We start from the raw sequence: 21,065 nt of genomic DNA on the forward strand, positions 1-21,065 counted from the left end.
TAACCTTTCCCTGGCACTCTCCGAATCAACCAGACCCGGAGAGCCCCCATGCCGTTCGACCGTCCCGACCCGTCACACCTGCGTGCAGATGTACTTCATCTCCAGGTAATCCTCGATCCCATGCCGGGACCCCTCGCGGCCCAGCCCCGACTGCTTCACGCCCCCGAAGGGCGCGACCTCCGTGCTGATGAGGCCGGTGTTCACGCCCACCATCCCGTATTCCAGCGCCTCCTGAACCCGGATCACCCGGCTCAGGTCGCGCGCGTAGAAGTAGCAGGCTAGCCCGAAGATCGTGTCGTTCGCCTGCGCGATCACGTCCGCCTCGTCCTCGAAGCGGAAGAGCGGCGCGAAGGGCCCGAAGGTCTCCTCCCTGGCGACCAGCATCTCCCCGGTGGCCCCCGTCACGATGGTCGGCTCGAAGAAGTTGCCCCCCAGCGGATGCCCGTGACCCCCGGTCAGGACCTTGGCCCCCTTGGCGAGCGCGTCCTCCAGATGCTCCTTCACCTTGTCGGCGGCCTTGGGCTCGATGAGCGGGCCGAGGTCCGTGCCCTGCTCCAGCCCGTCGCCCACCCGCATCCGCCCCACCGCCTCGGCGAGCTTGCCCGCGAAGGCGTCGTAGACCCCGGCCTGCACGTAGATGCGGTTCGCGCAGACGCAGGTCTGGCCGTTGTTGCGGAACTTCGACACGATCGCGCCCTGCACCGCGGCGTCGAGGTCGGCGTCGTCGAAGACGATGAAGGGCGCGTTCCCGCCGAGCTCCATCGAGCACTTCATCACCTGGTCCGCCGCCTGCCGCAGCAGGACGCGCCCCACCTCCGTGCTTCCGGTGAAGGTGAGCTTGCGCACCTTGGGGTTCTCGCAGAACTCCTTGCCGGCCTCCGAGGCGGCGGTCGAGGTGACCACGCTGAACACCCCCTTCGGCACCCCCGCCTCCTCGGCGAGCTTCGCCATGGCGAGCGCGGAGAGCGGCGTCTGGGACGCGGGCCGCGAGACGAAGGCGCAGCCGGCCGCCAGCGCCGGGGCCACCTTCCGGGCGATCATGGCGTTGGGGAAGTTCCAGGGCGTGATCCCGGCGGCGACGCCGATGGGCTGCTTGATGACGGTGATGCGCTTGTCGGGCAGGTGGCCCGGGATCGTCTCGCCGTAGATGCGCTTGGCCTCCTCGGCGAACCACTCGACATAGGCCGCGCCATAGGCCACCTCGCCCCGCGACTCGGAGAGGGGCTTGCCCTGCTCGGCGGTCATGAGGATGGCGAGGTCCTCCTGATGCTCCATCATCAGCTCGTACCAGCGATGGAGGATCTTGGCCCGCTCCTTGCCGGTCCTGGCGGCCCAGGGCTTCTGCGCCGCGTGCGCGGCGTCGATGGCGCGGGCGATCTCCGCGCGGCTCAGGTCGGCGACGCGGGCGATGACGTCGCCTCGGGCGGGATTCACGACGTCGAAGGTCCTGCCGGCGTCGGACTGCACCCATTCGCCGGCGACATAGGCGCGCTCGACCAGCAGGTCGGGCCGCTTGAGGAGCGAGCTGAGATCGGTGACATGGTCGAGCATGATGGCCTCCGCTGGGTTCCCACCGTCTCACCACGCCCGGCGCCCGCCGTCCAGACCGTTAGCGCCCAAGGGGACCCCATGGCCGACCTCTCCGACGCCTATGCCAACACGATCCACATCCCCGGCGGCGCCGAGTTCCCTGCGCGCTGGGCCGAGGCCGCAGCCGCCTTCCGCGCCGCCCACCCGCCCGAGGATATCCCCTATGGCGAGCACCCGCGCGAGAGGCTCCACCTGTTCCGCCCCGAGGGAGCGCCGCGCGGCCTCCTCGTGTTCGTGCATGGCGGCTACTGGATGGCCTTCTCGGCGTCCGACTTCTCCCACCTCGCCGCCGGAGCGGTCGCGAGAGGCTGGGCCGTGGCGCTCCCCTCCTATCCGCTCTGTCCCGAGGTCGGCGTCGGCGCCATCGCCCGCGCCTGCGCCCGCGCCGTGGAGCGCGCCGCGCAAGAGGTCGCGGGACCGGTCCACCTCACCGGCCATTCCGCCGGCGGCCACGTCGTCGCCCGCCTCGCCTGCGCCGACGTGCCGCTCGCCGTCCGCGACCGCCTCGCCCGGGCCGTGCCGATCTCGCCGCTCTCGAACCTCCTGCCGCTGAGGCACACGGACCTGAACGAGACGCTGCGCCTCTCCGAGGCCGAAGCGGTGGCCGAGAGCCCGATGCTGCGCCCGACGCCGCAGGTCCCCGTCACCGTCTGGGTCGGCGAATCCGAGCGCCCCGCCTTCCGCGACCAGGCGCTCTGGCTGTCCCGGGCCTGGGATGCGCCCCTCGTGGTGGACCCCGGCCGGCACCACTTCGACGTGATCGCAGGGCTCGAGGAGCCCGGAAGCCTCCTGACCCGGACGGTCCTCGATGCATGAGCCCGCTTGTGCGAGGGGCCTCCCCCGCGTTATCCTAGGGATGGAGCGAGGCGATGGCGTCGCCACGCCGGACCACCGGCGCGCTCCTGTCCGTCCTGTACGCCGGGACCTTTCGGGGTCCGCGCTACACATGGGTCGGGCCCCATCAGAGGGTCTGAACCGATGAACGCACCGATGAACACGCCCCGCCCCGCGAGCTATCGCTTCCACCAGGGCGAGCGCGTCCTGCCCTTCGCAGCCGAGGAATACGAGGCCCGCCTCAAGGGCCTGCGCGCCATCATGGCCGAGGCCGGCGTGGACGTGGCCGTCCTCACCTCGATGCACGGGATTGCCTACTATTCGGGCTTCCTCTACTGCTCCTTCGGCCGGCCCTACGGCCTGGTCGTCACCAGGGACCAGAGCGTCACCATCAGCGCCGGCATCGACGCGGGCCAGCCCTGGCGGCGCGGCCATGGCGACAACATCACCTACACCGACTGGGCGCGCGACAACTACTGGCGGGCCGTCGAGCAGGTCTCGGGCACCGGCAAGGTCATCGGCGTCGAGGAGGACCACCTGACGCTTCTCCAGAGCCAGAAGCTCGACGCCTTCCTCAAGCCCTCGCGCCGGGTGGACATCGCCCAGGGCTCCATGCGCCAGCGCATGAAGAAGTCCGCCGCCGAGATCGAGCTGATCGCGCCGGGGCCAACGTGGCCGACGTCGGCGGCTACGCCATCCGCGAGGCGGTCAAGGCCGGCGCGCGCGAGATCGACGTCGCCATGGCCGGGCGGGACGCGATGGAGCTCGAGATCGCCAAGCGCTTCCCGGACGCCGAGTATCGCGACACCTGGGTCTGGTTCCAGTCCGGCATCAACACCGACGGCGCCCACAACCCGGTGACCGCGCGCCAGCTCCAGGTCGGCGACATCCTGAGCCTCAACACCTTCCCGATGATCTCGGGCTACTACACCGCGCTGGAGCGCACGATGTTCGTGCGCGAGGTCGACGAGGCGAGCCTCAAGGTCTGGGAGGCCAACGTCGCCACCCATGAATACGGCATGAGCCTCCTCAAGCCGGGCGTCTCCTGCGCCGAGGTCACGCAGAAGATCAACGCCTTCCTCGAGGAGCGGAATCTCCTGCAGTACCGGACCTTCGGCTACGGCCACTCCTTCGGAGTGCTGTCGCACTACTACGGCCGCGAGGCCGGGCTGGAGCTGCGCGAGGACATCGACACGGTGCTCGAGCCCGGGCACGTCGTCTCCATGGAGCCGATGCTCACGATCCCCGAGGGCCAGCCCGGCGCCGGCGGCTACCGCGAGCACGACATCCTGGTGATCGGCGAGGACGGGGCCGAGGACATCACGGGCTATCCCTACGGGCCCTCGTTCAACGTCGTGGGCTGATCCTCGGCGCCTTCCTGGCCGCGGCGAGAGTCGCGGCCAGCCCCAGGACCAGGAGCGTGCCGACCGGCTGGACCGAGAGCGCGGCCGGAAGGAGGCCCAGGCCATAGCCCGGCCGCGTCGCTACCCGGACCCAGTCGGCGGGCCGGGCGCGACCTGCAGGGGCGGAGTGCCGGTTCGAACGGGTCAAGGAACGATCTCTCAAAAGTGCGCCGGTCAGGGGGTTCCGGCTCTGGAACTCGCGGCGCGTCCTTTAGTGCCGATGGCCCGGCGCCGACAGTCCGGAAACCCTGCCGTCGGCGGCGTCCCGCCGGAATCGGGAGGCACCCGACTTGTCCACAAGCGACGGGACGTGACGGATTGCGCCTCCGGTCCGGCCTGTTATCGTGCCCCCCGACCCCTTCTGCCCAAGGTGAACCTGCCGATGTTCCTTTCCCTGTCCGGCCCCCGGGCGGCGCTCGGCGCCCTCGGCCTCTGCGCGGCCCTGTCGCTTGCGGCCTGCGAGGCCCCGCCGCCCGAGCCGCAGCAGCCCGAGGAGACTATCGGTGGCGTGCCCGTCTCCCAGATCGTGCCGGGCTATGGCATCATCGAGGATGACGGCTACACGCTGCCGCCCGTCCCGCCCGGCTATCTCCAGGGCGTGAACAAGCGCGCCACGGTTCCCTATCGCGGGACCGCCGCCCCCGGCACCATCGAGATCGATCCCTATGCCAAGTTCCTCTACTGGGTGGAGCCGGGTGGCATGGCGGTGCGCTATCCCATCGCCGTCGGACGCGAGGGGCTGGGGATCAGCGGCTCGTTCAGCATCGGTCGCAAGGCCGAGTGGCCGGGCTGGACCCCCACCGCGAACATGCTGCGGCGCGAGCCGGAGGTATACGGCCCCTACCGTGGCGGCGTGCCCGGAGGCCTCTCGTCCCCGCTCGGGGCGCGCGCGCTCTACCTCTATCGCGGCTCGCGCGACAGCTACTACCGCATCCACGGCACCAACGACTGGTCGTCCATCGGCAACTCGGGCAGCGCGGGCTGCATCCGGCTCTTCAACCACGACGCCATCGACCTCTTCGACCGCGTGCCATCGGGCACCCGGGTGGTGATCCGCACCCGCGAACAGTCCGAGCGGATCGAGGGACCTCTCATGGTAACCGGGGCATCCAGCTCCCGCCCTTCTACACGGGCGAAGGGCAGCGTCCGCCCGTGCCGCAGGCGATGGTGCCCGAGCAGTTCTACGGCAACCCGGCGGCGCAGGTCGGAGTGGACTACATCCCCGACGCGTCCGACATCTACGACGAGCGGGGGCCGATCGCAGGCGCCGTGGACATGGTCGGCGCGGGCTTCGAGCCGGCGCAGGGCTGACGGGCCTCCCGAACGGTGGGGCCAGGGTCCCGAAAGGGGGATATGCCCCGACCCCTTGGTCAGGTGGCGACGACGTAGTCCTTGAGCGTCGTCTCCAGAACCTCCCAGGTGCCCTTGAAGCCTGGGCGGATCACGAAGCTGTCGCCCGCCCGCACGATGCGGGCGGCGCCGCCCTCCTCGGTGATGACCGAGAGGCCTTCGACGATCCGGCAATATTCCCATTCCTCGTAGAGGATGCGCCACTTGCCGGGCGTGGCCTGCCACATGCCGCAATAGAGGTTGCCGCGCTCCTCGGCGTTCCAGGTGGTGAAGACCGGATCACCCGCCACGACCCTTTCCTTCGGCGGGCGCGAGACCACGGGCGCGGCGGCGTTGCGCGACAGGAAACGGAACAGTTCTTCGCTCATCGGGTCCCCTGACGCACCCTGATTCGAGGCGTGACGGCCCTTTGCAAAGGGCGCTACACTCACCAGATACACGGAATTGCGAGCCACGGGGAGGACATCATGGCCGACTTCGAGACCCAGATCCGCGAGAGCCAGGCTCAGGTCGCGGCGGCGCAGGCCAAGATCTCCGAGCTGACCTCCCGGATCGAGGGCGCGCGCCAGACCATGGCACAGGGGACCGAGGTCAGCCTCGATATCGAGAACGCCACGCTGCAGGACGTGCACAAGCACACCGAGGTGATGAACGCCAACATCGCCGAGCTCATCATGGGCCTCGACGACGTGACCGAGGCCTTCTCGCGCGACTTTCAGGAGATGCGGAGCAAGACCGGCTGGGAAAGCTTCGTGGGCTTCTTCTCCCAGTCCAAGTCCGAGGCCATGCGGCAGGAGCGGATGCGGCTCGCCACCATCGACGACAAGCTCCAGGACCTGATCGCCAAGTCCGACACCATCGTGAAGCTCCTCGAAGGGCAGCTCGGGATGCTGGAGGAGCAGAAGACCCGCGTGGAGGGCAACCTCGCCTCGACCCTGGCCGAGCGCGAGCAGGTCGTGACCGAGCTGGAAGGGGTGCGGGCCGAGATCACGGCCATGGACCCCAGGATCATCGACCTCGAGAATCGCATCGGCGCCGAGGCCGACCCCGCCGCGCGGACGCGGCTGGAGACCGACCTCGCCGGGATGAACTCCCGCCACAACGAGCTCGTGCGGCAGGAGCAGGTGAAGCTCGCGCTGTCGCAGACGCTGGAGCGCTACATCGAGAGCGGCAAGACCTGGATCGACTCGCTCCAGAACCAGGCGGCGACGCAGATGGTGCTCATCAACAAGCTTCGCACCGACACGCGGCAGCGGGTGGTGCTGTATGACGCGCTGTCCAAGTCGCTCAAGACCGCGCAGCAGCAGGACGTGGCGCACCGGATCAACGAGATCGGCGTCAAGACCGACCAGGAGGCCCAGACCGCCATGGCCGGCATCGGCGCCGCCACCAACGCGCGGATGGCCGACATGCTGGAGGCCCATGAGGAGCAGATGATCTTCTCGCGCGATGTGATGGAGGCCAAGGCCCGGGCCGACGAGAGGTTCATGCGGCGCTTCCAGGCGATCGTGGAGAAGCACGACAAGAACCTCTACGGCGCGCAGCAATGACCCTCGGGCGACTGGCCGGTGTCGCACTGCTGACCCTCTGCGGCGCACAGGGAGCGGCGGCCGAAGGGCAGTGGGTGGAGACGGACTCCACGTCTGCACAGCTCGCCTACTCGGACCTCGATCTGGTGACCACGAGCTCCGTTCTGGGACCGGACGGAGGCCTTCGGATCGTCACCTTCTGGGCTCACCCGGACCGAGTGCCGGCTGATGACACCCAGGTGACCGAGCCGCCGGCTGCCGATCCCGACGCCATCACGCGCTGCATCACGGACCTCGGCCCCGACGACAAGGTGGTGCGCGACCGCTGCTGGCAGACGCAGCCCTGATGCCCGCGCCGGAGCTGACGCTCGACCACCAAGTGATCGAGGACACCCTCGCCACGCGGCGCTACTTCCGCAAGTTCGAGCGGATCACCACGCACCTGACCAAGGTCGCCGCCGAGGAGCAGGCGGCCGGGCGCATGACCGCGCCGGAAGTCGAGGCGCTGGCGCGGAGCCTCGTGTCGCTCAACCTCACCTTCCGGGCGCTGGCGCTGAAGTACCATTTCGCGGGCGCCACGGCCGGGGCGGCGCAGCTCACCTTCGACCGTGTGGATTCGGGCTTCCCGGTCGCGGCCGAGCTCATGGAGATGGCGGCGGACGCGACGCAGGCCGAGCGGCACCTCGCCAGCACGCCCACGGCCGAGAGGCTCAAGGACGAGATGGTCCGCGTGATCCTGTCGGAGCGCGTCACGCCGACCCGGCTGCAATACGCTCTCAGCCAGCGGCTCTACTACGAGGAGTTGCGAAAGGGCGGGCTGTTCTGGACGCGCAACGACCCGGAGGCGGTCTGGCTCGGCAACCTCGGGGAGGGGCGGGCGGAGCGGCGGCGGTATCTCCTCCGCTGGGGCGTCTACGAGGCGGGCGACAACCTGCCGGTGATCTACCTGATGACGCTGGAGGACACCGGCCGCGAGGGCCTTCCCAAGGACACGACACGCTGGCCGCTCGTGCAGCGGCACCTGATGGCGCAGTCGGTGGGGGGCCTCACGCTCCTGACCATCGCGCGGGGGTTCGACCAGGATTTCGACGACCTCCATCCCAAGCGCCTGCGCCGCATCAAGCTTGGTCCGATGTATTCCTCCACCTTCACCAGCCAGGACGGCCCGATCCGCGAGGTCCTGGCCCAGGCCCGCGCGCCCGAGGGCGAGGACTGGGCGCTCGCCTGGACCGAGGAGGACCTCCTGTCCGAGCGGGTCGAGGTGGACCAGTCGGGCTGGTTCTCCACCACCGAGCGCGAGGTCTTCGCCTTGGCCGAGCCCAAGGAGCGGGGCGTCTCGGGGATCGACCGCTCCCTCATCCTGCCCGCCCGACCCTATCAGGCCTTGGCCGAGTTCGACCCGCCCGCCTTCCGGCAGATGCGGAAGGTCGTGGTGGGCGAGGGCGGGCGCATCCTGTCGTTCAAGTGAGACGCGAATGAGCCTCAGCGCCGACCTCATGGAGCTTCGGGAGGAGGACATCCGACGGCACTATCCGCAGGCGCTGAACATCCTTCAGGGCTTCGACCACGCGCCGCGGATCGCGCAGGGAACGGCTGCGCCCGTGCCGGAGAGGTCGCCGGGGATCGGCACCCGCCGCGCCTTCCGCCCGACCACGCCGGGGCTGACGGCGCAGCGGGCGACGCTGCCGGGCTCGGTCCACCTCCTCGCGCGGATCGAGGCGGTGCCGGGGTCCGAGGGGCTGCCCTCGCCGCTTCAGGCCACGGTGGCGCAGGCGATCCGGCGGGCGCTCGCCATCGCCATGGCGCTGGCCGAGCAGGTGGCGCTCCGCTCCGGCCTCGCCGACCTCAAGCGCGCCAACGCCGCCGGGAGCCTCACCCCCGACCGGCAGGCCGACTTCTCGGAGCTCTCGACCGCCGAGGCGCTGGTGACGCTCCATGTCTTCGCGGCGGCTCTGTCGGTGCTGCTGGCCCCCCACGCGGGCGGGGAGCCGGTGGAAATCGGCCATCTCGACGAGGTGCTGACCGACAACGCCCCCCTCGCACTCATGGGCGCGTTGTGGGAGCTGGACCAGGACGTGGCCGGCCTCGCCACCACCGACCAGCGCCTCGCCGGGACCGTGCTGGCCTTCGCTGAGGCGCTGATGGCCCGGGTCGCAGCGCGGGCGGCCCATGCGCCGGGGCTTGGGGCCTTCACCTCGGCCAACTGGCGCGTGGCGGCGGACGACCTCACGGTCCAGGGCTTCACGCCGTCGCGGAAGGGGCGCGGGCCCGCGCTCCAGATGACCTTCAAGAAGCCGGAGGAGGTCGTCGGCAACCACATCGCCAAGCACCAGGCCATGAAGCTGTCCAAGATGCTGATGGCCTACGACTTCGAGCGTCGCCGGAACCCCTTTGCGGAGGAGGGGGGCTTCATCTTCACCTTCATGGGCGACGGCGCGCCGGGAACAGGCAAGACGACGCTGATCCAGATGATGGCGGGCCTGATCCACGACTACTGCGAGGTCGCGGGCAATCCGTTCCGCTACCGGAACCTCAGCACGGACAGCATCGACTCCTACCAAGGCAAGTCCGGCCAGAACGCCAAGGCCTTCATCACCGAGATCACCGACCCGACGGTGATCGGCTTCGGCACCATCGACGACATCGACCAGCTCGCGGGCAAGCGGGGCGACCGCAACGCCTCGGCCGGGCAGCTCGAGATCACGGCGGTGCTGATGGAGAGCTTCGCGGGCGCGAACACGGTGGTTCGAGGCAACTGCACCTTCGGGATGTTCTCGAACTACCCGGAAAACGTTGATGATGCGTTAAGACAGCGGGCCGGCGCGCGATTTCTTGTCGACGGGCCGCAGAGCCGAGCCGACTACATCGATATCCTCGCGCTGCTCCTGGGCAAGAACCACGCCATCCCCGTGGGCGATCACCGGCTGTTCGAGGCGCAGGCGCTCCAGCGCGCCGTGGCCGAGAGCTACGCCGCCCACGGCCGTCCCAAGGAGGAGGCGCTCCTCGCTGTCTGGGAACGAGTGCAGGCTCTGGCGGGCCCCCTCGACACGCTCGCGAAGATCGGGACATACCTCAAGGCGATCCAAGACGTGGAGCCGCGCTTCACGGGCCGCGCCATCAAGAACATCACGGACGCGATCAAGGTCCGGGCCATGGACGTGGAGCTTCCCGACGAGTGGATGGCGAACCCCGACCTGTTCCTGCGCCGCGACTACGACACCAAGGCCGCGATGATCCGCGAGCTTCGGACCCCGATCACCGTCGAGATGGTCCTGCAGGAGATCAACCGCTACGCCGATTCCGAATTCCGCTACGCCGACAAGTCCGACGAGACGGCCATCGAGGCCATGGTCCGCGACCTGCGCCGCTCGGAGGAGGCCAAGCGCCGCTACCTCGCCGAGAGGGGGCGCCGTGATCCGCGAGTTCTCCTCGGGCCTCCTCCTGCCCGCCCTGGTGCTTGCGGTGTTGGGATGGCTGGTGCCCCGCCTCCTCACGCGGGTCTGGCCCGAGGGGGTCTGGCCGCTCATGCTCCTGGCGCTGGTCTCGACCCTGATCCTGATCGGGCTCGCTACGCTGTTCTTCCTGCTGCTCTATGTCGGGCAGGGCGTGCCTCTTGCCGTGGTCCTCGACATGGGCGTCCTTGGCGGCTGGCTGCATTTTCTCCGCTTGGGGCTTGCCTCGGCGCTGGTCTGGGCGCCCATCATGGTCCTGTCGGTCGCGAACCTGCCCCGACACTGGAAGGAGAAGACGTGGTGAGGCGCCTCGTCGAGAAGGGCCTGCTGTTCGGTGGCTTGGTCCTCGTGGACAGCCCCGTGCTGGTGGAGCGCTACCGGCGCGCCCTCCGGCACCTGACGCGGAAGGAGTCGACTCTCGAGGACTTCCACATCGACATCTCCGGCTTCTCGCCCGAGATCGGGGACGAGCTGGGCGACGATGAATACCTCAACCACCCGGGCTTCAACCGGCAGTTCATCCTTCTCACCACCGACCAGAGGGACGCGCCGCTGCTCAACGCCGAATTCTCGACCTCGCGCGGCATCCTGCGCCAGTTCATCGAGGCGAACGAGGCCGAGCTCTTCGCGCTGACGGCGCGGGATGCGGTGGCGGGCGAACTCATCAACTCGGTCTATGCCGCCGACGCGCCCGCCCGGCTCTTCGACATCCGCAAGGTGACGGTGGAGGCCGATACCACCCAGGGGACTGTCGCCACGGCCGAGAGGCTGGGGGGCCTCATCGACCGCTTCAAGTCCGAGCCGGACGCCTGGTGGGACGACACGCTCATCGGCGAGATGATCCGGCTGGCCGAGGTCACCGGGGACCTGACGCGCAACCCGGTGCGCCTCAAGGCCATGACCTTCGAGCAGGACGATTTCTGGACCTCGCATTTCGGCGGGGTCTACATCTTCCGCTCGGTCCCGCATCCGGCGGCCATCGTGGCCGGGGACAAGAACGAGATCGGGCCGCTGCCCGTCGAGGAGGTCATGGACCTCCAGGACCGCACCGGCATCGCCAGGTTCCTCGCGGCCAACGAGCTGGCCGAGCCCATCGTGACCGGGCGCGGCGCGGCCGTGGCCGCGAGTCTCCGGCAGAAGATGGACTTCATCGTCGCGGACGTGGCGGGGGCCGAGGGGCACCTGCGCGAGGGCGCGACCCGGCGCGACCTTCAGGCTCTGGCCCGCCGCATGGCCGGGCGGCTGCCGCCGGAGTGGGAGGGACTCGCGCAGCTCGTCGCCTGGGCGGAGGAGGGCGCCCGCTGGCCTCGCATCACCTCGGATCACCCGGCCTACTTCTATACGTTGCGGCCGAAGCGCGGCCCGAACGCCGACCTCGTGAGCCGTCTTTTGGCGGAGTTGTCGCCGCTCGACGTGCGCCAGCTCTTCATCTGCCACAAGGAGCTGTTCATCCAGCACTACCAGACCTGGCCCGAGGCGAAGCGCGGCTATGTCGCCGACCTCCTCGCCCGCGAGTACAAGATGGACGAGGCCGGCACCCGCGAGGCGCTGTTCGGCCCAGAGGAGCCCATGGCCGAGCCGGTCACGCCAACCCCTGGCCCCTGGGGCACCCCGGCCGAGCCGCGCCCCCGGCGCGACGACCTCATCGACCGGGTCGGACCCCTGGGGCTCGGTGAGGCGACGCTGACATGGCGTTCCTGCGTGTCGTCGTCGGGTTCCTCGTCCTTCTGGTGATGATCTACCTCGCACTCTCGGTCGTCCTGCGCCTTCGCGAGAGGCGGCGGCTCGCGGAGGAGTGGGAGGCGGGGGACCAACTCGTGGAGCGGGACACCCATCTGCGGGACGGCATGGCGGAGTACGACCATTCGCTCCGCAAGAGGCTCCTCTGGCTGGTGATCGTGGCGCCCATGGCGGCGCTCATGCTCCTGCTCTATCTCGTGAACGGGTCCAGATAGGAAAGAATCGATGCGCGTTCTGAAATGGGTGGTCACGCTCCTGGTGCTGCTGGTGGTGGGGTCCTTCCTCCACTACGTGCTGCCCAAGCACGCCGTGGTCTACGTCACGGGGGCCGAGAACCGCATCGTCTCGCCGGACGAATATCGCGGCTTCCGCTCCTTCGGCGAGCAGACGACCACGGCTGGCACAGGCCAGGTCGGCGCGGACGTGTTCTTCATCAACACGATCAAGCGGAGCGGCGGGCCGCTGGTGTTCCGCAACGAGGACACCGGCTTCGGCTTCCCCTGGTACCTGAAGTTCAACAGCGCCGACCTGCAGGCCGAGGCGCAGAACGCCATCTCGACGGCCGAGACGCCCAAGTGGATGGTGGTGCGCTACTACGGCTGGCGCATCAACTACCTGTCGATGTTCCCCAACGCGATCTCGATGCGCCCGGCCACGAGCCCGGACGAGCGGATCATCCCGTGGTTCAACATCATCCTGCTGATCGTGCTGGTCGCCATCGTCTGGACGATCTGGGCTCGCATCCGCCGTTGGAACCAGCGGCGGCGCGATCCCATGGCGGCCGCGTGGCAGACGCCGTCGCAGCGGAAGGGCTGGTTCGGGCGGTCATGACGCCGACACGGGAGAGGGCTGTTCAGCCCTCTCCATAGGGAATCCAGACGGACTTCACCTCTGTCGCGGCGTCGATGAAGCTGCGGTCGTCGGCCCTCGTCCAGTCACGCGAGCGGGTCTCGGCCCAGGTGCGCTTGAGGTTGCCGGCGGACTTGGCCTCGATCACCGGCGCGAGCGGCTGGCCGGAGAAGCTCCAGACCGCGTCCACGTCCAAGTGCGCCGCGAGGGTCGGAGCTAGTTCCTTGTGCGAGCCGGTCAGGATGTTCACCACGCCGCCCGGCACGTCCGAGGTCTCGAGCACCTGGTAGAAGTCCGTCGCGGCGAGCGGGAAGGGCTCCGAGGCGACCAGCACCGTCCGGTTCCCCAGCGCGATGGCGGGGGCCATGGTCGCCACGAGGCCGAGGAGCGGGAAGGCGTCGGGGCAGAGGATGCCGATGGTGCCGACCGGCTCGCGCATGGCGAGGGCGACGCCCCGGAACGGCGCTCCGGCGGCGCGGCCGTCGACCTTGTCGGCCCAGGCGGCCCAGCGGAAGAGGGTGCGGAGCGAGTGCTCCACCTCCTGCGCGCCGCCGCTCCCGGTCAGGCCGTCGATGCGGCGGGCGAACTCGTCTGAGCGGGCGGACAGGTTCTCGGCGAGGAAGTAGAGGATCTGCGCGCGGGCGTGCCCCGTCGTGCGGCCCCAGGACTTGGCGGCGTTGGCGGCCTCGACGGCGTTGCGGATGTCCTTGCGGTTGGCGAGGCTCGCATGGCCGAGGAGCGCGCCCTTGGGACCCCAGACCGCGCGGGAGTAGCCGCCGTCCGGTCGGGCCTGCTTGCCGCCGATGTAGAGCTTGTGGGTGCGGTCGAGCGGGTCCGTGGCCTCGCCCTCACCAGTGAAGGCGGGGATGGGCTTCAGGGCTTCACCGGGTTTCCCGCCGGCCTTGGTGTAGGCCGCAAGGCCCTCCCAGCCGCCCTCGCGCCCGAAGCCCGACTCGCGGACGCCGCCGAAGGGGGCGGCGGCGTCGAACATGTTGGTGCCGTTGATCCAGACCACTCCGGCGGCGAGCTTGGGCGCCACGTCGAGCGCGAGGTTGATGTTCTCGGTCCAGACCGTCGCGGCGAGGCCGTAGCGGGTGTTGTTGGCAAGCTCCACCGCCTCGGCGGGGGTGCGGAAGGTGGTGGCGACGAGGACCGGTCCGAAGATCTCCTCCTGCATCAGGCTCGCCGCAGGGGAGAGGCCGGTGATGAGGGTCGGGGGGTAGAAGGAGCCGGTGGCCGGGATGGGACAGGGGGCGACGTAGCGCTCGCCCTCGGTGTTGGCGTCCACGAGGCGGGTGATGGTGGCGAGCTGGACCGGGTCCACGACCGCGCCGATGTCGATGGCCTTGTCGAGCGGGTCGCCGATGCGGAGCCGGTCCATCCGGGACTTGAGCTTCCTGTAGAAGGCGTTGGCGACCCCTTCCTGCACGAGGAGGCGGCTTCCGGCGCAGCAGACCTGGCCCTGGTTGAACCAGATCGCGTCCACCAGCCCCTCGACGGCCGAGTCCATGTCGGCGTCGTCGAAGACGATGTAGGGAGACTTGCCGCCGAGCTCCAAGGTCAGCGACTTGCCTGTCCCGGCGGTCGCCTCGCGGATGATGCGGCCCACGGCGGTGCTGCCGGTGAAGGCGATCTTCTCGACGTCGGCGCGGACCACCATCTCGCCCACGGCGCCATCGCCGGTGACGACGTTGAGGACGCCCTTGGGCACCCCCGCCTGCCGGCAGAGGTCGGCGAAGAGGAGGGCGGTCAGCGACGTGTATTCGGCGGGCTTGAGGACGACCGTGTTGCCCATGGCGAGGGCGGGGGCGACTTTCCAGGCCAGCATCAGGAGCGGGAAGTTCCAGGGGATCACCTGCCCGCAGACGCCGAGGGGGGCGCGGTCGGGAAGCTGCGTCTCCATCAGCTCGGCGTAGCCCGCGTGGTGGTAGAAGTGGCGCTGGGCGAGCGGAATGTCGATGTCGCGGCTTTCCCGGATGGGCTTGCCGTTGTCGAGCGTCTCCAGGACCGCGAAGAGGCGGGACTGCTTCTGGAGGATGCGGGCGATGGCGTAGAGGACCTTGGCGCGGCCATGGCCCCCGAGGGCGGCCCAGCCCGGCTGCGCCTTGCGGGCGGCGGCCACGGCGCGGTCCACGTCGGCTTGGGTGGCCTGCGTGATCTCGGCCAGCGTCTCGCCGGTCGCGGGGTTCTTCGTCGGGAAGGTCTCGCCCGGCTCGCTGAACGATCCGTCGATGAAGCCGCCGAAGCGGCCCCCGTGGGAGGCGATCCAAGCCAGGGCCTCGGAGGCACTCTCGGGCGCGGGGCCGTAGTCCATGGTCTCGAAGATTTCCTTGATCGTCATCGCGGGACCCTTTCCGGGTGATTCGTCTGGTTGAGGTCCAACCTACCGGAGATCGGTTAACGGTTTCTGAGACCAACGAGCGTTGCGTCGCCCCTGCGGGAATCGCTTGGCTGTGGCTGTCACGCCAGGGCGTGCCGCCAGGAGGCGGAGTAGGCGCCGGTGACGTGGTGCTCTAGTTGCCGCTCGATGTCGCCGAGGAGCGAGGAGGCCCCGAAGCGCAGGAGGTCCGGCTGGAGCCAGCGGCTGCCGAGCTCGTCCTTCACCAGCGCGAGGTAGTTCAACGCGTCCTTGGCCTTGCTGATCCCGCCGGCGGGCTTGTAGCCGACCTTGATGCCGGTCGCGTCGTTGTAGTCGCGGATCGCGCGGAGCATCGTCAGCGTCACGGGCAGGGTGGCGTTCACGCCCTCCTTGCCCGTCGAGGTCTTGATGAAGTCGGCGCCGCCCATCATGCAGACGAGGCTCGCGCGGGCGACGTTGCGGAGCGTTCCGAGTTCGCCAGTCGCAAGGATCGCCTTGACGTGCGCTTCGCCGCAAGCGGCCCGCATCTCGCGCATCTCGTCGTAGAGCGCCTGCCAGTTGCCGGTTAGGACGTGGCGGCGGGAGATGACGATGTCGATCTCCCTGGCGCCCGCCGCGACGCTTTCCCCGATCTCGGCGATGCGGAGATGGAGGGGCGAGAGGCCCGCCGGGAAGCCGGTCGAGACGGCGGCGACGGGAATGTCCGTCCCGCGCAGGGCGGCAACGGCGGCGGGGACCATGTCGTGATAGACGCAGACCGCGCCGACCGTGAGGCCGGGCAGCCCGAGCTTGTCGAGGATCTCGCGCGACACCGGCTGTCGGGCCTTGGCGCAGAGGCGGCGGACGCGGCCCTCGGTGTCGTCGCCCGAGAGCGTCGTCAGGTCGATGAGCGAGATGGCCTTGAGGAGCCACGCCGCCTGCCAGTCCTTCTTGACGGAGCGGCGGCCGGGCAGGGTCGCCGCGCGTCTCTCGATGGCCGAGGTGTTGGCCTGGACGCGCCGCATCCAGTCGAGGTCGAGCGGCATCCCCGGGTTGCGGGGCTCGTGGAGCGGGGCCTTGGCGATGGCCTGGGGTCTGTCGATCTGCACGGGCGACCTCCCTTGTCTGCGCGTGGTGTCGCATGGATCGCCCCTCTGGGGCAAGAATTGACCGGGCGGTCAAAAATCTTCCGCCACGTCCTCGCGCAGCTTGGGGCCGGGCTGGGTCACGTCGCGCTGGTGCAGGCGGCGCCAGGCGGCGGGGGTGAAGCCGTGCGCCTCGCGGAAGAGGCGGTGGAAGTGGCTCAGGTTCTCGATCCCGACCTCGGTGGCGATCTCGGGCAGGGGGTCTTCGGTCCCGGCGAGGCGGCGGGCGGCGTGGGCCATCCGGAGGGCGTTCACGAACTCGGTCGGGGTCTGGCCGAGGAAACGCTGGGCGGTGCGACTGACGTGAGGATGGGCGCGGCCCGAGACGCGGACAAAGCCCGCCGCTCCATCCTTGAAGACCCGGGGACTGTGGGCGGCGGCGCAGGCGGCGCGGAGCCAGGCGGGGGCCTCCTCCGGCAGCGGCGTGTCCTCGGCCAGGAGTCCGGCCAGGAGCGGGAGGAGGAAGGCCTCGGCGGCGAGCGCGTCGCGGGGGCCGCGTTCGAGGCGGAGGGCGGCTTGGTTCAGGTCGAGGAGCTGGCGGCTGTCGCGGGGGAGGATCGTGGGCGCCGTGCCCCAGAAGAGGCGGCCGGGGAGGCTCGGGTGACGCTCGGCCAGCGCGGCGATCAGGCCGGGGTGGAGCGTGACGGAGACGACCAGCGTGTCCTCGCCCCGGCCCTGGAGGGCGTGGGCGTGCTCGGGGCCGAGGAACAGGAGCGTCCCCTCGGGGAGGTCGCGGCGGTCGTCCGGGGTGTGGTGGCGGAGGGTGCCGTTCTGGACCCAGAGCAACTCGAAGAAGTCGTGATCGTGGAGACAGGAGGGACGGGTGGGAGAGAGGGTCGCCCGAGCGAGGGCGACGGCGTCGCCCCCGAGGATGTCGGCGTGGCGGAGGGTGCGGACGTGGCCGCTCATGTCCTGCTGGCTCCCGGGTGACTGCCCTTGGGGCAGTCTTTCCCGAGGCCCGCCCGACCGCAAGGGTGAGGTCAGCCCTTCTTCACCAGCTTGGCCATGCCGGCCACGCCGCTCTCGCCCAGCGGGACGGTGGCGAAGGGGCCGCCCAGGCGCATCTGGGCGAGGTTCTGCGGGTCGGGCTTGGCGGCCTTGGCGAGGATGTCCGCCGCATGGTCCTCGGCGTTGTCCTTGGGGCGGTAGCCCAGGAACGAGACCTTGGCGTTCGAGACCGGCGCGCGGTCGTTGTTCGAGATGCCGAAGACGACGCAGAAGCCGGTCGTTGGCGCGTCCACTGCCCGCTCGACCATCTGGACGAGGTCGCCGCGCGAGAGCCACGTCCCCAGGGCGCGCGGGTTCTGCGGTTTCTCGGTGCCCGAGAAGATGCGGCAGCAGACGGCCTCCAGACCCCGCTTCTCCCAGTAGAGGCGGGCGAGGTCCTCGGTGAAGCATTTGCTCAGCCCATAGAAGGTGTCGGGGCGATGCGGGGCGTCGGTGTCGATGCCGGCGTTGGTCTCGTGCATCCCGACTGCGTGGACCGAGGAGGCGTAGACGACGCGGCGGGCGCCGGCTTTGTAGGCGGCCTCCCAGATCACGTAGGAGGAGAGGAAGTTGGGGCGGAGGAGCTCCTCGAAGGACCTCTCGTCGGGGATGGCGGCGAAGTGGACGACGACCTCGGCGCCCTCCATCAGGGGCGTGACCTGGTCCATCTCGGCGCAGTCGGCTCTGGCCCAGGTCTCGTTGGCGGCCAAGGGGCCGGTGGCGTCCTTGATGTCCACGGAGACGAGCTGTTCGCACATGCGTGACAGGGGCTCGCGGAGGCGGGAGCCGAGGTCGCCCGCGGCGCCGGTGAGGACGATCTTCTTGAGCATGGGCGTTCCCTCAGATGATGGCGCGCTCGCGCAGCGGTTCGCGGCGGAGGACGCGGTCGTAGCCGAGCGGGGAGAGGTCGAGGCTGCGGTAGGCGCCATGGACGATCAGCTCCGCGAGGCCCCGGCCCACGGCGGGGGCCTGCTGGAAGCCATGGCCGGAGAAGCCGTTGGCGAAGAGGAAGTTCGGCACCTCGGGCGAGGGCCCCAGCACCGCGTTCTGGTCGAGCGTGTTGTAGTCGTACTGGCCGACCCAGGTGTGCAGGACCTTGAGGCGCTCGAAGGCGGGGACGCGGGCGGCGAGGTGCGGCCAGATGTGCTCCTCCCAGATGGCATGGTCCATGTGGAAGTCCTCGGGGTCTGCGGCCGGGTCGGGGTCGGGCGAGCAGCCGGCCAGGAAGTTGGCGCCGTCGGGCCGGAAGTGGACGCCCGTGGGGTCGATGGTGAGGGGCAGGTCCTTGGTGATGGGCTCGGCGCAGGCGAAGAGGACGGAGTAGCGCTTGCGCGGCTCCACTGGCAGGTCGAGGCCGACCATCCGGGCCATGCGCGAGCCGCGCGTGCCGGAGGCGTTCACCACCGTGCCCGTGCCGACCGTCGGGCCCGAGGCGAGGCGCACGCCGGTCACGCGGCCGTTCGCCATGTCGAAGCCCGTGACCTCGTCCTGGATATACTCCACGCCCATCTGGCGGGCCTTGCGGCGGAACCAGTCGAAGACGCTGGTGCCGTCGAAGTAGCCCTCGTCCACCGCGTTGTGCGAGCCGCAGAGGATGTCGCCCACCTCGAACCAGGGCCATTCGGCCTTGATCTCGTCGGGGCCTAGGATGCGGGTCGCGGCGCCGAGGCGGTTCTGCATGACCGCGTTGTCGCGCAGCACCTCGGCGAAGGCGGGATTGTCGGCGAGGTAGAGGTAGCCGAAGCTCTGGAGCCTGATGGCCGGGGCCTCGGGGTCCTGCATCCAGTCGCGGAAGTTGTGGATGAACTCGGCGGCGAAGCGGGAGACGAGGACGTTCACCTCGGACCCGAACTGCTGGCGGATCGAGGAATGGGAGAGCGAGGAGGCGGCCTGGGCGTAGGTCGGGTCGCGCTCGATCACGAGGATGCGGCCCTTGAAATCGGGGTCGCGCATCGTCCACCAGGCGACCGAGGAGCCGATCATGGCGCCGCCGACGATCACCACGTCGTAGGAGGAGTGCTGGGGCATCACGCCTCCCACCCGTAGTCGCGCTTGGCCGCCTCCTCGGAGACGTAGCCGAGGCGCACGTCGCGGGCGACGGCCTGGAGGTCGCGTTGGGAGGGCTCGCCCATGCCGCCGCCGCCGGGGAAGGCGAGCTGGACGGTCTGGCCCTCGGGCACCTGGAAGCGGGCCTTGGCGGGGTATTGGGTGCCGTCGGAGAGCTGGACCACCGTCGGGCCGCCGGGCGCGCCGCCCTTGCGGCCGCGCGCGGGGAACTTCATGCGGTCGAGCTGGGCGCGGAACTCCATGGCGAAGCCGTCGCGGGGGCCGACCTCCATGAACTGGCCGAGGCCGCCGCGGCTCTGGCCCGCGCCGCCCGAGTCGGGGCGGAGCTCCTTGCGGTGGATGACGACGGGGCCGGCGTGCTCGGTGGCCTCGACGGGCATGGTCATCACGCCCGAGGGGAAGGCCGTGGCGTTGAGGCCGTCGAGCGTGGGGCGGGCGCCGGTGCCACCGGAGTTGAAGGTCAGCACCTCGGACCGCTCGCCGTTGGGGCCACGGAGCGAGACCTGGAAGTTGCAGAGCGCGCCCGCGCCCTCGGCGGGGACCATGTCGGGGACGATCTGGTCGAAGGCGCCGAACACCGTGTCGGGGATCAGGTGGCCGATGACGTGGCGCAAGGACACCGGATGCGGGCGCTTGGCGTTGACGATGGTGTTCTCGGGCGCGCTGACGCGGAAGGGGGCGAGGGAGCCCGCGTTGTTCGGCACCTCGGGCGCGATGGCGATCTTGAGGGCGTAGGCGGCGTAGGCGACCGTGTAGATGAAGGGGACGTTGATCCCCTTGGGGTCGGGTGCGGAGCAGCCGGTGAAGTCGACGTGGACGTGGTCGGGGTGGGTCTCGACGGTGCAGGCGAGCACGATGGGCGTCGCGTAGCCGTCCGTGGTCATGGTGTTGGAGGCCTTGGCGCGCGGCAGCCTCGCGATGGCCTGCACGGTCGCGTCGTGGGAGGCGTCGACGATGAAGTCGGCGAGCGCCTCGATATCGGGGAGGCCGTATTCGTCGAGCATGGAGCCGAGGCGGCGGAGGCCCACCTCGTTGCAGGCGGCCAGCGCGTAGATGTCGCCGATCACCTGATCGGGCTCGCGGGTGTTGACGCGGAGCATCTGGATCAGGGTCTTGTTGACCTCGCCCTTGTCGGCGAAGCGGATGATCGGGATCTGGAGGCCTTCCTCGTAGATCGACTCGCCGTCGGCGCCGAAGCCCCGGCCGCCGATGTCCACGACGTGGGCGGTGCAGGCGAAGTAGGCGACCAGTTGGCCCTTGTGGAAGACCGGCGTGACCACGGTGATGTCGTGGAGGTGGCCGGTGCCCATCCAGGGGTCGTTGGTGACGTAGACGTCGCCCTCGGCCATCGTGTCGGTGCCGATCTCGCGCATGAAGTGGGCGACGGCGGCGGCCATGGCGTTGACGTGGCCCGGCGTGCCGGTCACGGCCTGGGCGAGCATCCGGCCGCGCCGGTCGTAGATGCCGGCGGAAAGGTCGCCGGCCTCGCGCACGGAGGTCGAGAAGGCGGTGCGGATGAGGGCCTGCGCCTGCTCCTCCACGATGGAGATCAGGCGGTTCCACATGATCTGGTTCTGGACGCTCATGGCTTACCTCCTGTTCCTGACGAGCTGAGGACAGATTCGCAGGGCGGGGTTAACGAAGTCTGACGGCAACGGGCGTTGCGCGGGACGGAGTGGTGGGCGCGCAAGTAGCTGATCGGATTGGGAGAAAGTATTAAGGCGCGTTAACCAGGAGCGGGTGGCGCCTAGATGTTGTGGCGGGTGCGGGCGAATCGATGG

At 69.8% G+C, this 21,065-nt stretch carries 16 protein-coding genes and 3 pseudogenes; 10 read left to right on the forward strand and 9 right to left on the reverse strand.

Annotated elements, in window-relative coordinates:
- Nucleotides 1-72: 72 nt before the first annotated feature.
- Nucleotides 73-1,551 carry an NAD-dependent succinate-semialdehyde dehydrogenase gene (locus RUMESO_RS02485; protein WP_037277851.1) on the reverse strand — a complete coding sequence of 493 codons (1,479 nt, stop codon included), beginning with the start codon at nucleotides 1,549-1,551 and terminating at the stop codon, nucleotides 73-75.
- Nucleotides 1,552-1,629: 78 nt separating this feature from the next.
- Here RUMESO_RS02485 and RUMESO_RS02490 point away from each other — a divergent pair, with 78 nt between their 5' ends.
- Nucleotides 1,630-2,406: an alpha/beta hydrolase gene (locus tag RUMESO_RS02490; protein ID WP_037277853.1), complete on the forward strand. Its 777-nt coding sequence runs from the start codon at nucleotides 1,630-1,632 to the stop codon at nucleotides 2,404-2,406.
- A gap of 174 nt (nucleotides 2,407-2,580) precedes the next feature.
- A pseudogene (locus RUMESO_RS02495) lies at nucleotides 2,581-3,788 on the forward strand (aminopeptidase P family protein).
- Here the strand turns inward: RUMESO_RS02495 and RUMESO_RS24870 are convergent.
- Nucleotides 3,772-3,975: a hypothetical protein gene (locus tag RUMESO_RS24870; protein WP_156362634.1), complete on the reverse strand. Its 204-nt coding sequence runs from the start codon at nucleotides 3,973-3,975 to the stop codon at nucleotides 3,772-3,774. The pseudogene RUMESO_RS02495 and the gene RUMESO_RS24870 sit on opposite strands and share 17 nt — an antisense overlap.
- 234 nt (nucleotides 3,976-4,209) lie before the next feature.
- Here RUMESO_RS24870 and RUMESO_RS23775 point away from each other — a divergent pair, with 234 nt between their 5' ends.
- Entirely contained in the window at nucleotides 4,210-5,223 is a 1,014-nt protein-coding gene (locus tag RUMESO_RS23775; protein ID WP_245639109.1) for a L,D-transpeptidase, read from the forward strand.
- On the opposite strand, the gene RUMESO_RS02500 is transcribed toward RUMESO_RS23775, so the two are convergent.
- Nucleotides 5,198-5,545 carry a cupin domain-containing protein gene (locus tag RUMESO_RS02500; RefSeq protein WP_037277855.1) on the reverse strand — a complete coding sequence of 116 codons (348 nt, stop codon included), beginning with the start codon at nucleotides 5,543-5,545 and terminating at the stop codon, nucleotides 5,198-5,200. The two genes, RUMESO_RS23775 and RUMESO_RS02500, sit on opposite strands and share 26 nt — an antisense overlap.
- A 99-nt stretch (nucleotides 5,546-5,644) precedes the next feature.
- On the opposite strand from RUMESO_RS02500, the gene RUMESO_RS02505 reads away from it, so the two are divergent.
- The 7 genes and pseudogenes from RUMESO_RS02505 (at nucleotide 5,645) to RUMESO_RS02530 (ending at nucleotide 12,729) form a co-directional block, all read left to right on the forward strand.
- Nucleotides 5,645-6,727 (forward strand): hypothetical protein, encoded by a 1,083-nt coding sequence (locus RUMESO_RS02505; RefSeq protein ID WP_037277857.1) that lies wholly within the window; start codon nucleotides 5,645-5,647, stop codon nucleotides 6,725-6,727.
- On the forward strand, nucleotides 6,724-7,053 hold the full coding sequence (locus RUMESO_RS02510; RefSeq protein WP_037277859.1) for a hypothetical protein: 330 nt from the start codon (nucleotides 6,724-6,726) through the stop codon (nucleotides 7,051-7,053). Before RUMESO_RS02505 ends, RUMESO_RS02510 begins: the two co-directional genes overlap by 4 nt.
- Nucleotides 7,053-8,174, forward strand: a complete 1,122-nt coding sequence (locus tag RUMESO_RS02515; RefSeq protein WP_037277861.1) for a hypothetical protein — start codon at nucleotides 7,053-7,055, stop codon at nucleotides 8,172-8,174. The genes RUMESO_RS02510 and RUMESO_RS02515 overlap by 1 nt, the downstream gene beginning before the upstream one ends.
- Before the next feature lie 7 nt (nucleotides 8,175-8,181).
- Nucleotides 8,182-10,113, forward strand: a pseudogene (locus tag RUMESO_RS02520) (AAA family ATPase); the annotation flags it as partial.
- A gap of 432 nt (nucleotides 10,114-10,545) precedes the next feature.
- Nucleotides 10,546-11,892: pseudogene (locus RUMESO_RS28055) on the forward strand (DUF6638 family protein); the annotation flags it as partial.
- Entirely contained in the window at nucleotides 11,847-12,113 is a 267-nt protein-coding gene (locus tag RUMESO_RS02525) for a hypothetical protein (RefSeq protein WP_037277863.1), read from the forward strand. The pseudogene RUMESO_RS28055 and the gene RUMESO_RS02525, both read left to right, overlap by 46 nt.
- A gap of 10 nt (nucleotides 12,114-12,123) precedes the next feature.
- On the forward strand, nucleotides 12,124-12,729 hold the full coding sequence (locus RUMESO_RS02530; RefSeq protein ID WP_051520943.1) for a DUF1523 family protein: 606 nt from the start codon (nucleotides 12,124-12,126) through the stop codon (nucleotides 12,727-12,729).
- A gap of 22 nt (nucleotides 12,730-12,751) precedes the next feature.
- On the opposite strand, the gene RUMESO_RS02535 is transcribed toward RUMESO_RS02530, so the two are convergent.
- The 6 genes from RUMESO_RS02535 to RUMESO_RS02560 form a co-directional block, all read right to left on the reverse strand.
- Nucleotides 12,752-15,088, reverse strand: a complete 2,337-nt coding sequence (locus tag RUMESO_RS02535) for an aldehyde dehydrogenase family protein (RefSeq protein ID WP_037277865.1) — start codon at nucleotides 15,086-15,088, stop codon at nucleotides 12,752-12,754.
- A gap of 119 nt (nucleotides 15,089-15,207) precedes the next feature.
- Nucleotides 15,208-16,194, reverse strand: coding sequence for a deoxyribose-phosphate aldolase (deoC, locus tag RUMESO_RS02540; protein ID WP_051520944.1), 987 nt, complete (start codon nucleotides 16,192-16,194; stop codon nucleotides 15,208-15,210).
- A gap of 69 nt (nucleotides 16,195-16,263) precedes the next feature.
- A complete protein-coding gene (locus RUMESO_RS02545; RefSeq protein ID WP_037277867.1) occupies nucleotides 16,264-17,139 on the reverse strand; it encodes a helix-turn-helix transcriptional regulator in 876 nt (291 codons plus the stop codon).
- A 71-nt stretch (nucleotides 17,140-17,210) separates the two neighbouring features.
- The gene (locus RUMESO_RS02550) at nucleotides 17,211-18,047 is read right to left on the reverse strand and encodes an NAD-dependent epimerase/dehydratase family protein (RefSeq protein ID WP_037277869.1); all 837 of its coding nucleotides are present in this window, start codon (nucleotides 18,045-18,047) and stop codon (nucleotides 17,211-17,213) included.
- Between the two features lie 10 nt (nucleotides 18,048-18,057).
- Entirely contained in the window at nucleotides 18,058-19,245 is a 1,188-nt protein-coding gene (locus RUMESO_RS02555; RefSeq protein WP_037277870.1) for an NAD(P)/FAD-dependent oxidoreductase, read from the reverse strand.
- The gene (locus tag RUMESO_RS02560; protein ID WP_037277871.1) at nucleotides 19,245-20,870 is read right to left on the reverse strand and encodes a hydantoinase B/oxoprolinase family protein; all 1,626 of its coding nucleotides are present in this window, start codon (nucleotides 20,868-20,870) and stop codon (nucleotides 19,245-19,247) included. Before RUMESO_RS02560 ends, RUMESO_RS02555 begins: the two co-directional genes overlap by 1 nt.
- Nucleotides 20,871-21,065 lie beyond the last annotated feature (195 nt).

Source organism: Rubellimicrobium mesophilum DSM 19309 (assembly GCF_000600335.2).
GTDB classification, from domain to species: domain Bacteria; phylum Pseudomonadota; class Alphaproteobacteria; order Rhodobacterales; family Rhodobacteraceae; genus Rubellimicrobium; species Rubellimicrobium mesophilum.

Bases quoted from the DNA above. Each gene is read 5' to 3' on its own strand.
- RUMESO_RS02525 (WP_037277863.1), top strand. From the start codon at position 11,847: ATGGCGTTCCTGCGTGTCGTCGTCGGGTTCCTCGTCCTTCTGGTGATG.
- RUMESO_RS02545 (WP_037277867.1), bottom strand. From the start codon at position 17,139: ATGAGCGGCCACGTCCGCACCCTCCGCCACGCCGACATCCTCGGGGGC.
- RUMESO_RS02560 (WP_037277871.1), bottom strand. From the start codon at position 20,870: ATGAGCGTCCAGAACCAGATCATGTGGAACCGCCTGATCTCCATCGTG.
- RUMESO_RS02510 (WP_037277859.1), top strand. From the start codon at position 6,724: ATGACCCTCGGGCGACTGGCCGGTGTCGCACTGCTGACCCTCTGCGGC.
- RUMESO_RS23775 (WP_245639109.1), top strand. From the start codon at position 4,210: ATGTTCCTTTCCCTGTCCGGCCCCCGGGCGGCGCTCGGCGCCCTCGGC.
- RUMESO_RS02490 (WP_037277853.1), top strand. From the start codon at position 1,630: ATGGCCGACCTCTCCGACGCCTATGCCAACACGATCCACATCCCCGGC.
- RUMESO_RS02505 (WP_037277857.1), top strand. From the start codon at position 5,645: ATGGCCGACTTCGAGACCCAGATCCGCGAGAGCCAGGCTCAGGTCGCG.
- RUMESO_RS02530 (WP_051520943.1), top strand. From the start codon at position 12,124: ATGCGCGTTCTGAAATGGGTGGTCACGCTCCTGGTGCTGCTGGTGGTG.
- RUMESO_RS02550 (WP_037277869.1), bottom strand. From the start codon at position 18,047: ATGCTCAAGAAGATCGTCCTCACCGGCGCCGCGGGCGACCTCGGCTCC.
- RUMESO_RS02555 (WP_037277870.1), bottom strand. From the start codon at position 19,245: ATGCCCCAGCACTCCTCCTACGACGTGGTGATCGTCGGCGGCGCCATG.
- RUMESO_RS02535 (WP_037277865.1), bottom strand. From the start codon at position 15,088: ATGACGATCAAGGAAATCTTCGAGACCATGGACTACGGCCCCGCGCCC.
- RUMESO_RS02485 (WP_037277851.1), bottom strand. From the start codon at position 1,551: ATGCTCGACCATGTCACCGATCTCAGCTCGCTCCTCAAGCGGCCCGAC.
- RUMESO_RS02500 (WP_037277855.1), bottom strand. From the start codon at position 5,545: ATGAGCGAAGAACTGTTCCGTTTCCTGTCGCGCAACGCCGCCGCGCCC.
- RUMESO_RS02515 (WP_037277861.1), top strand. From the start codon at position 7,053: ATGCCCGCGCCGGAGCTGACGCTCGACCACCAAGTGATCGAGGACACC.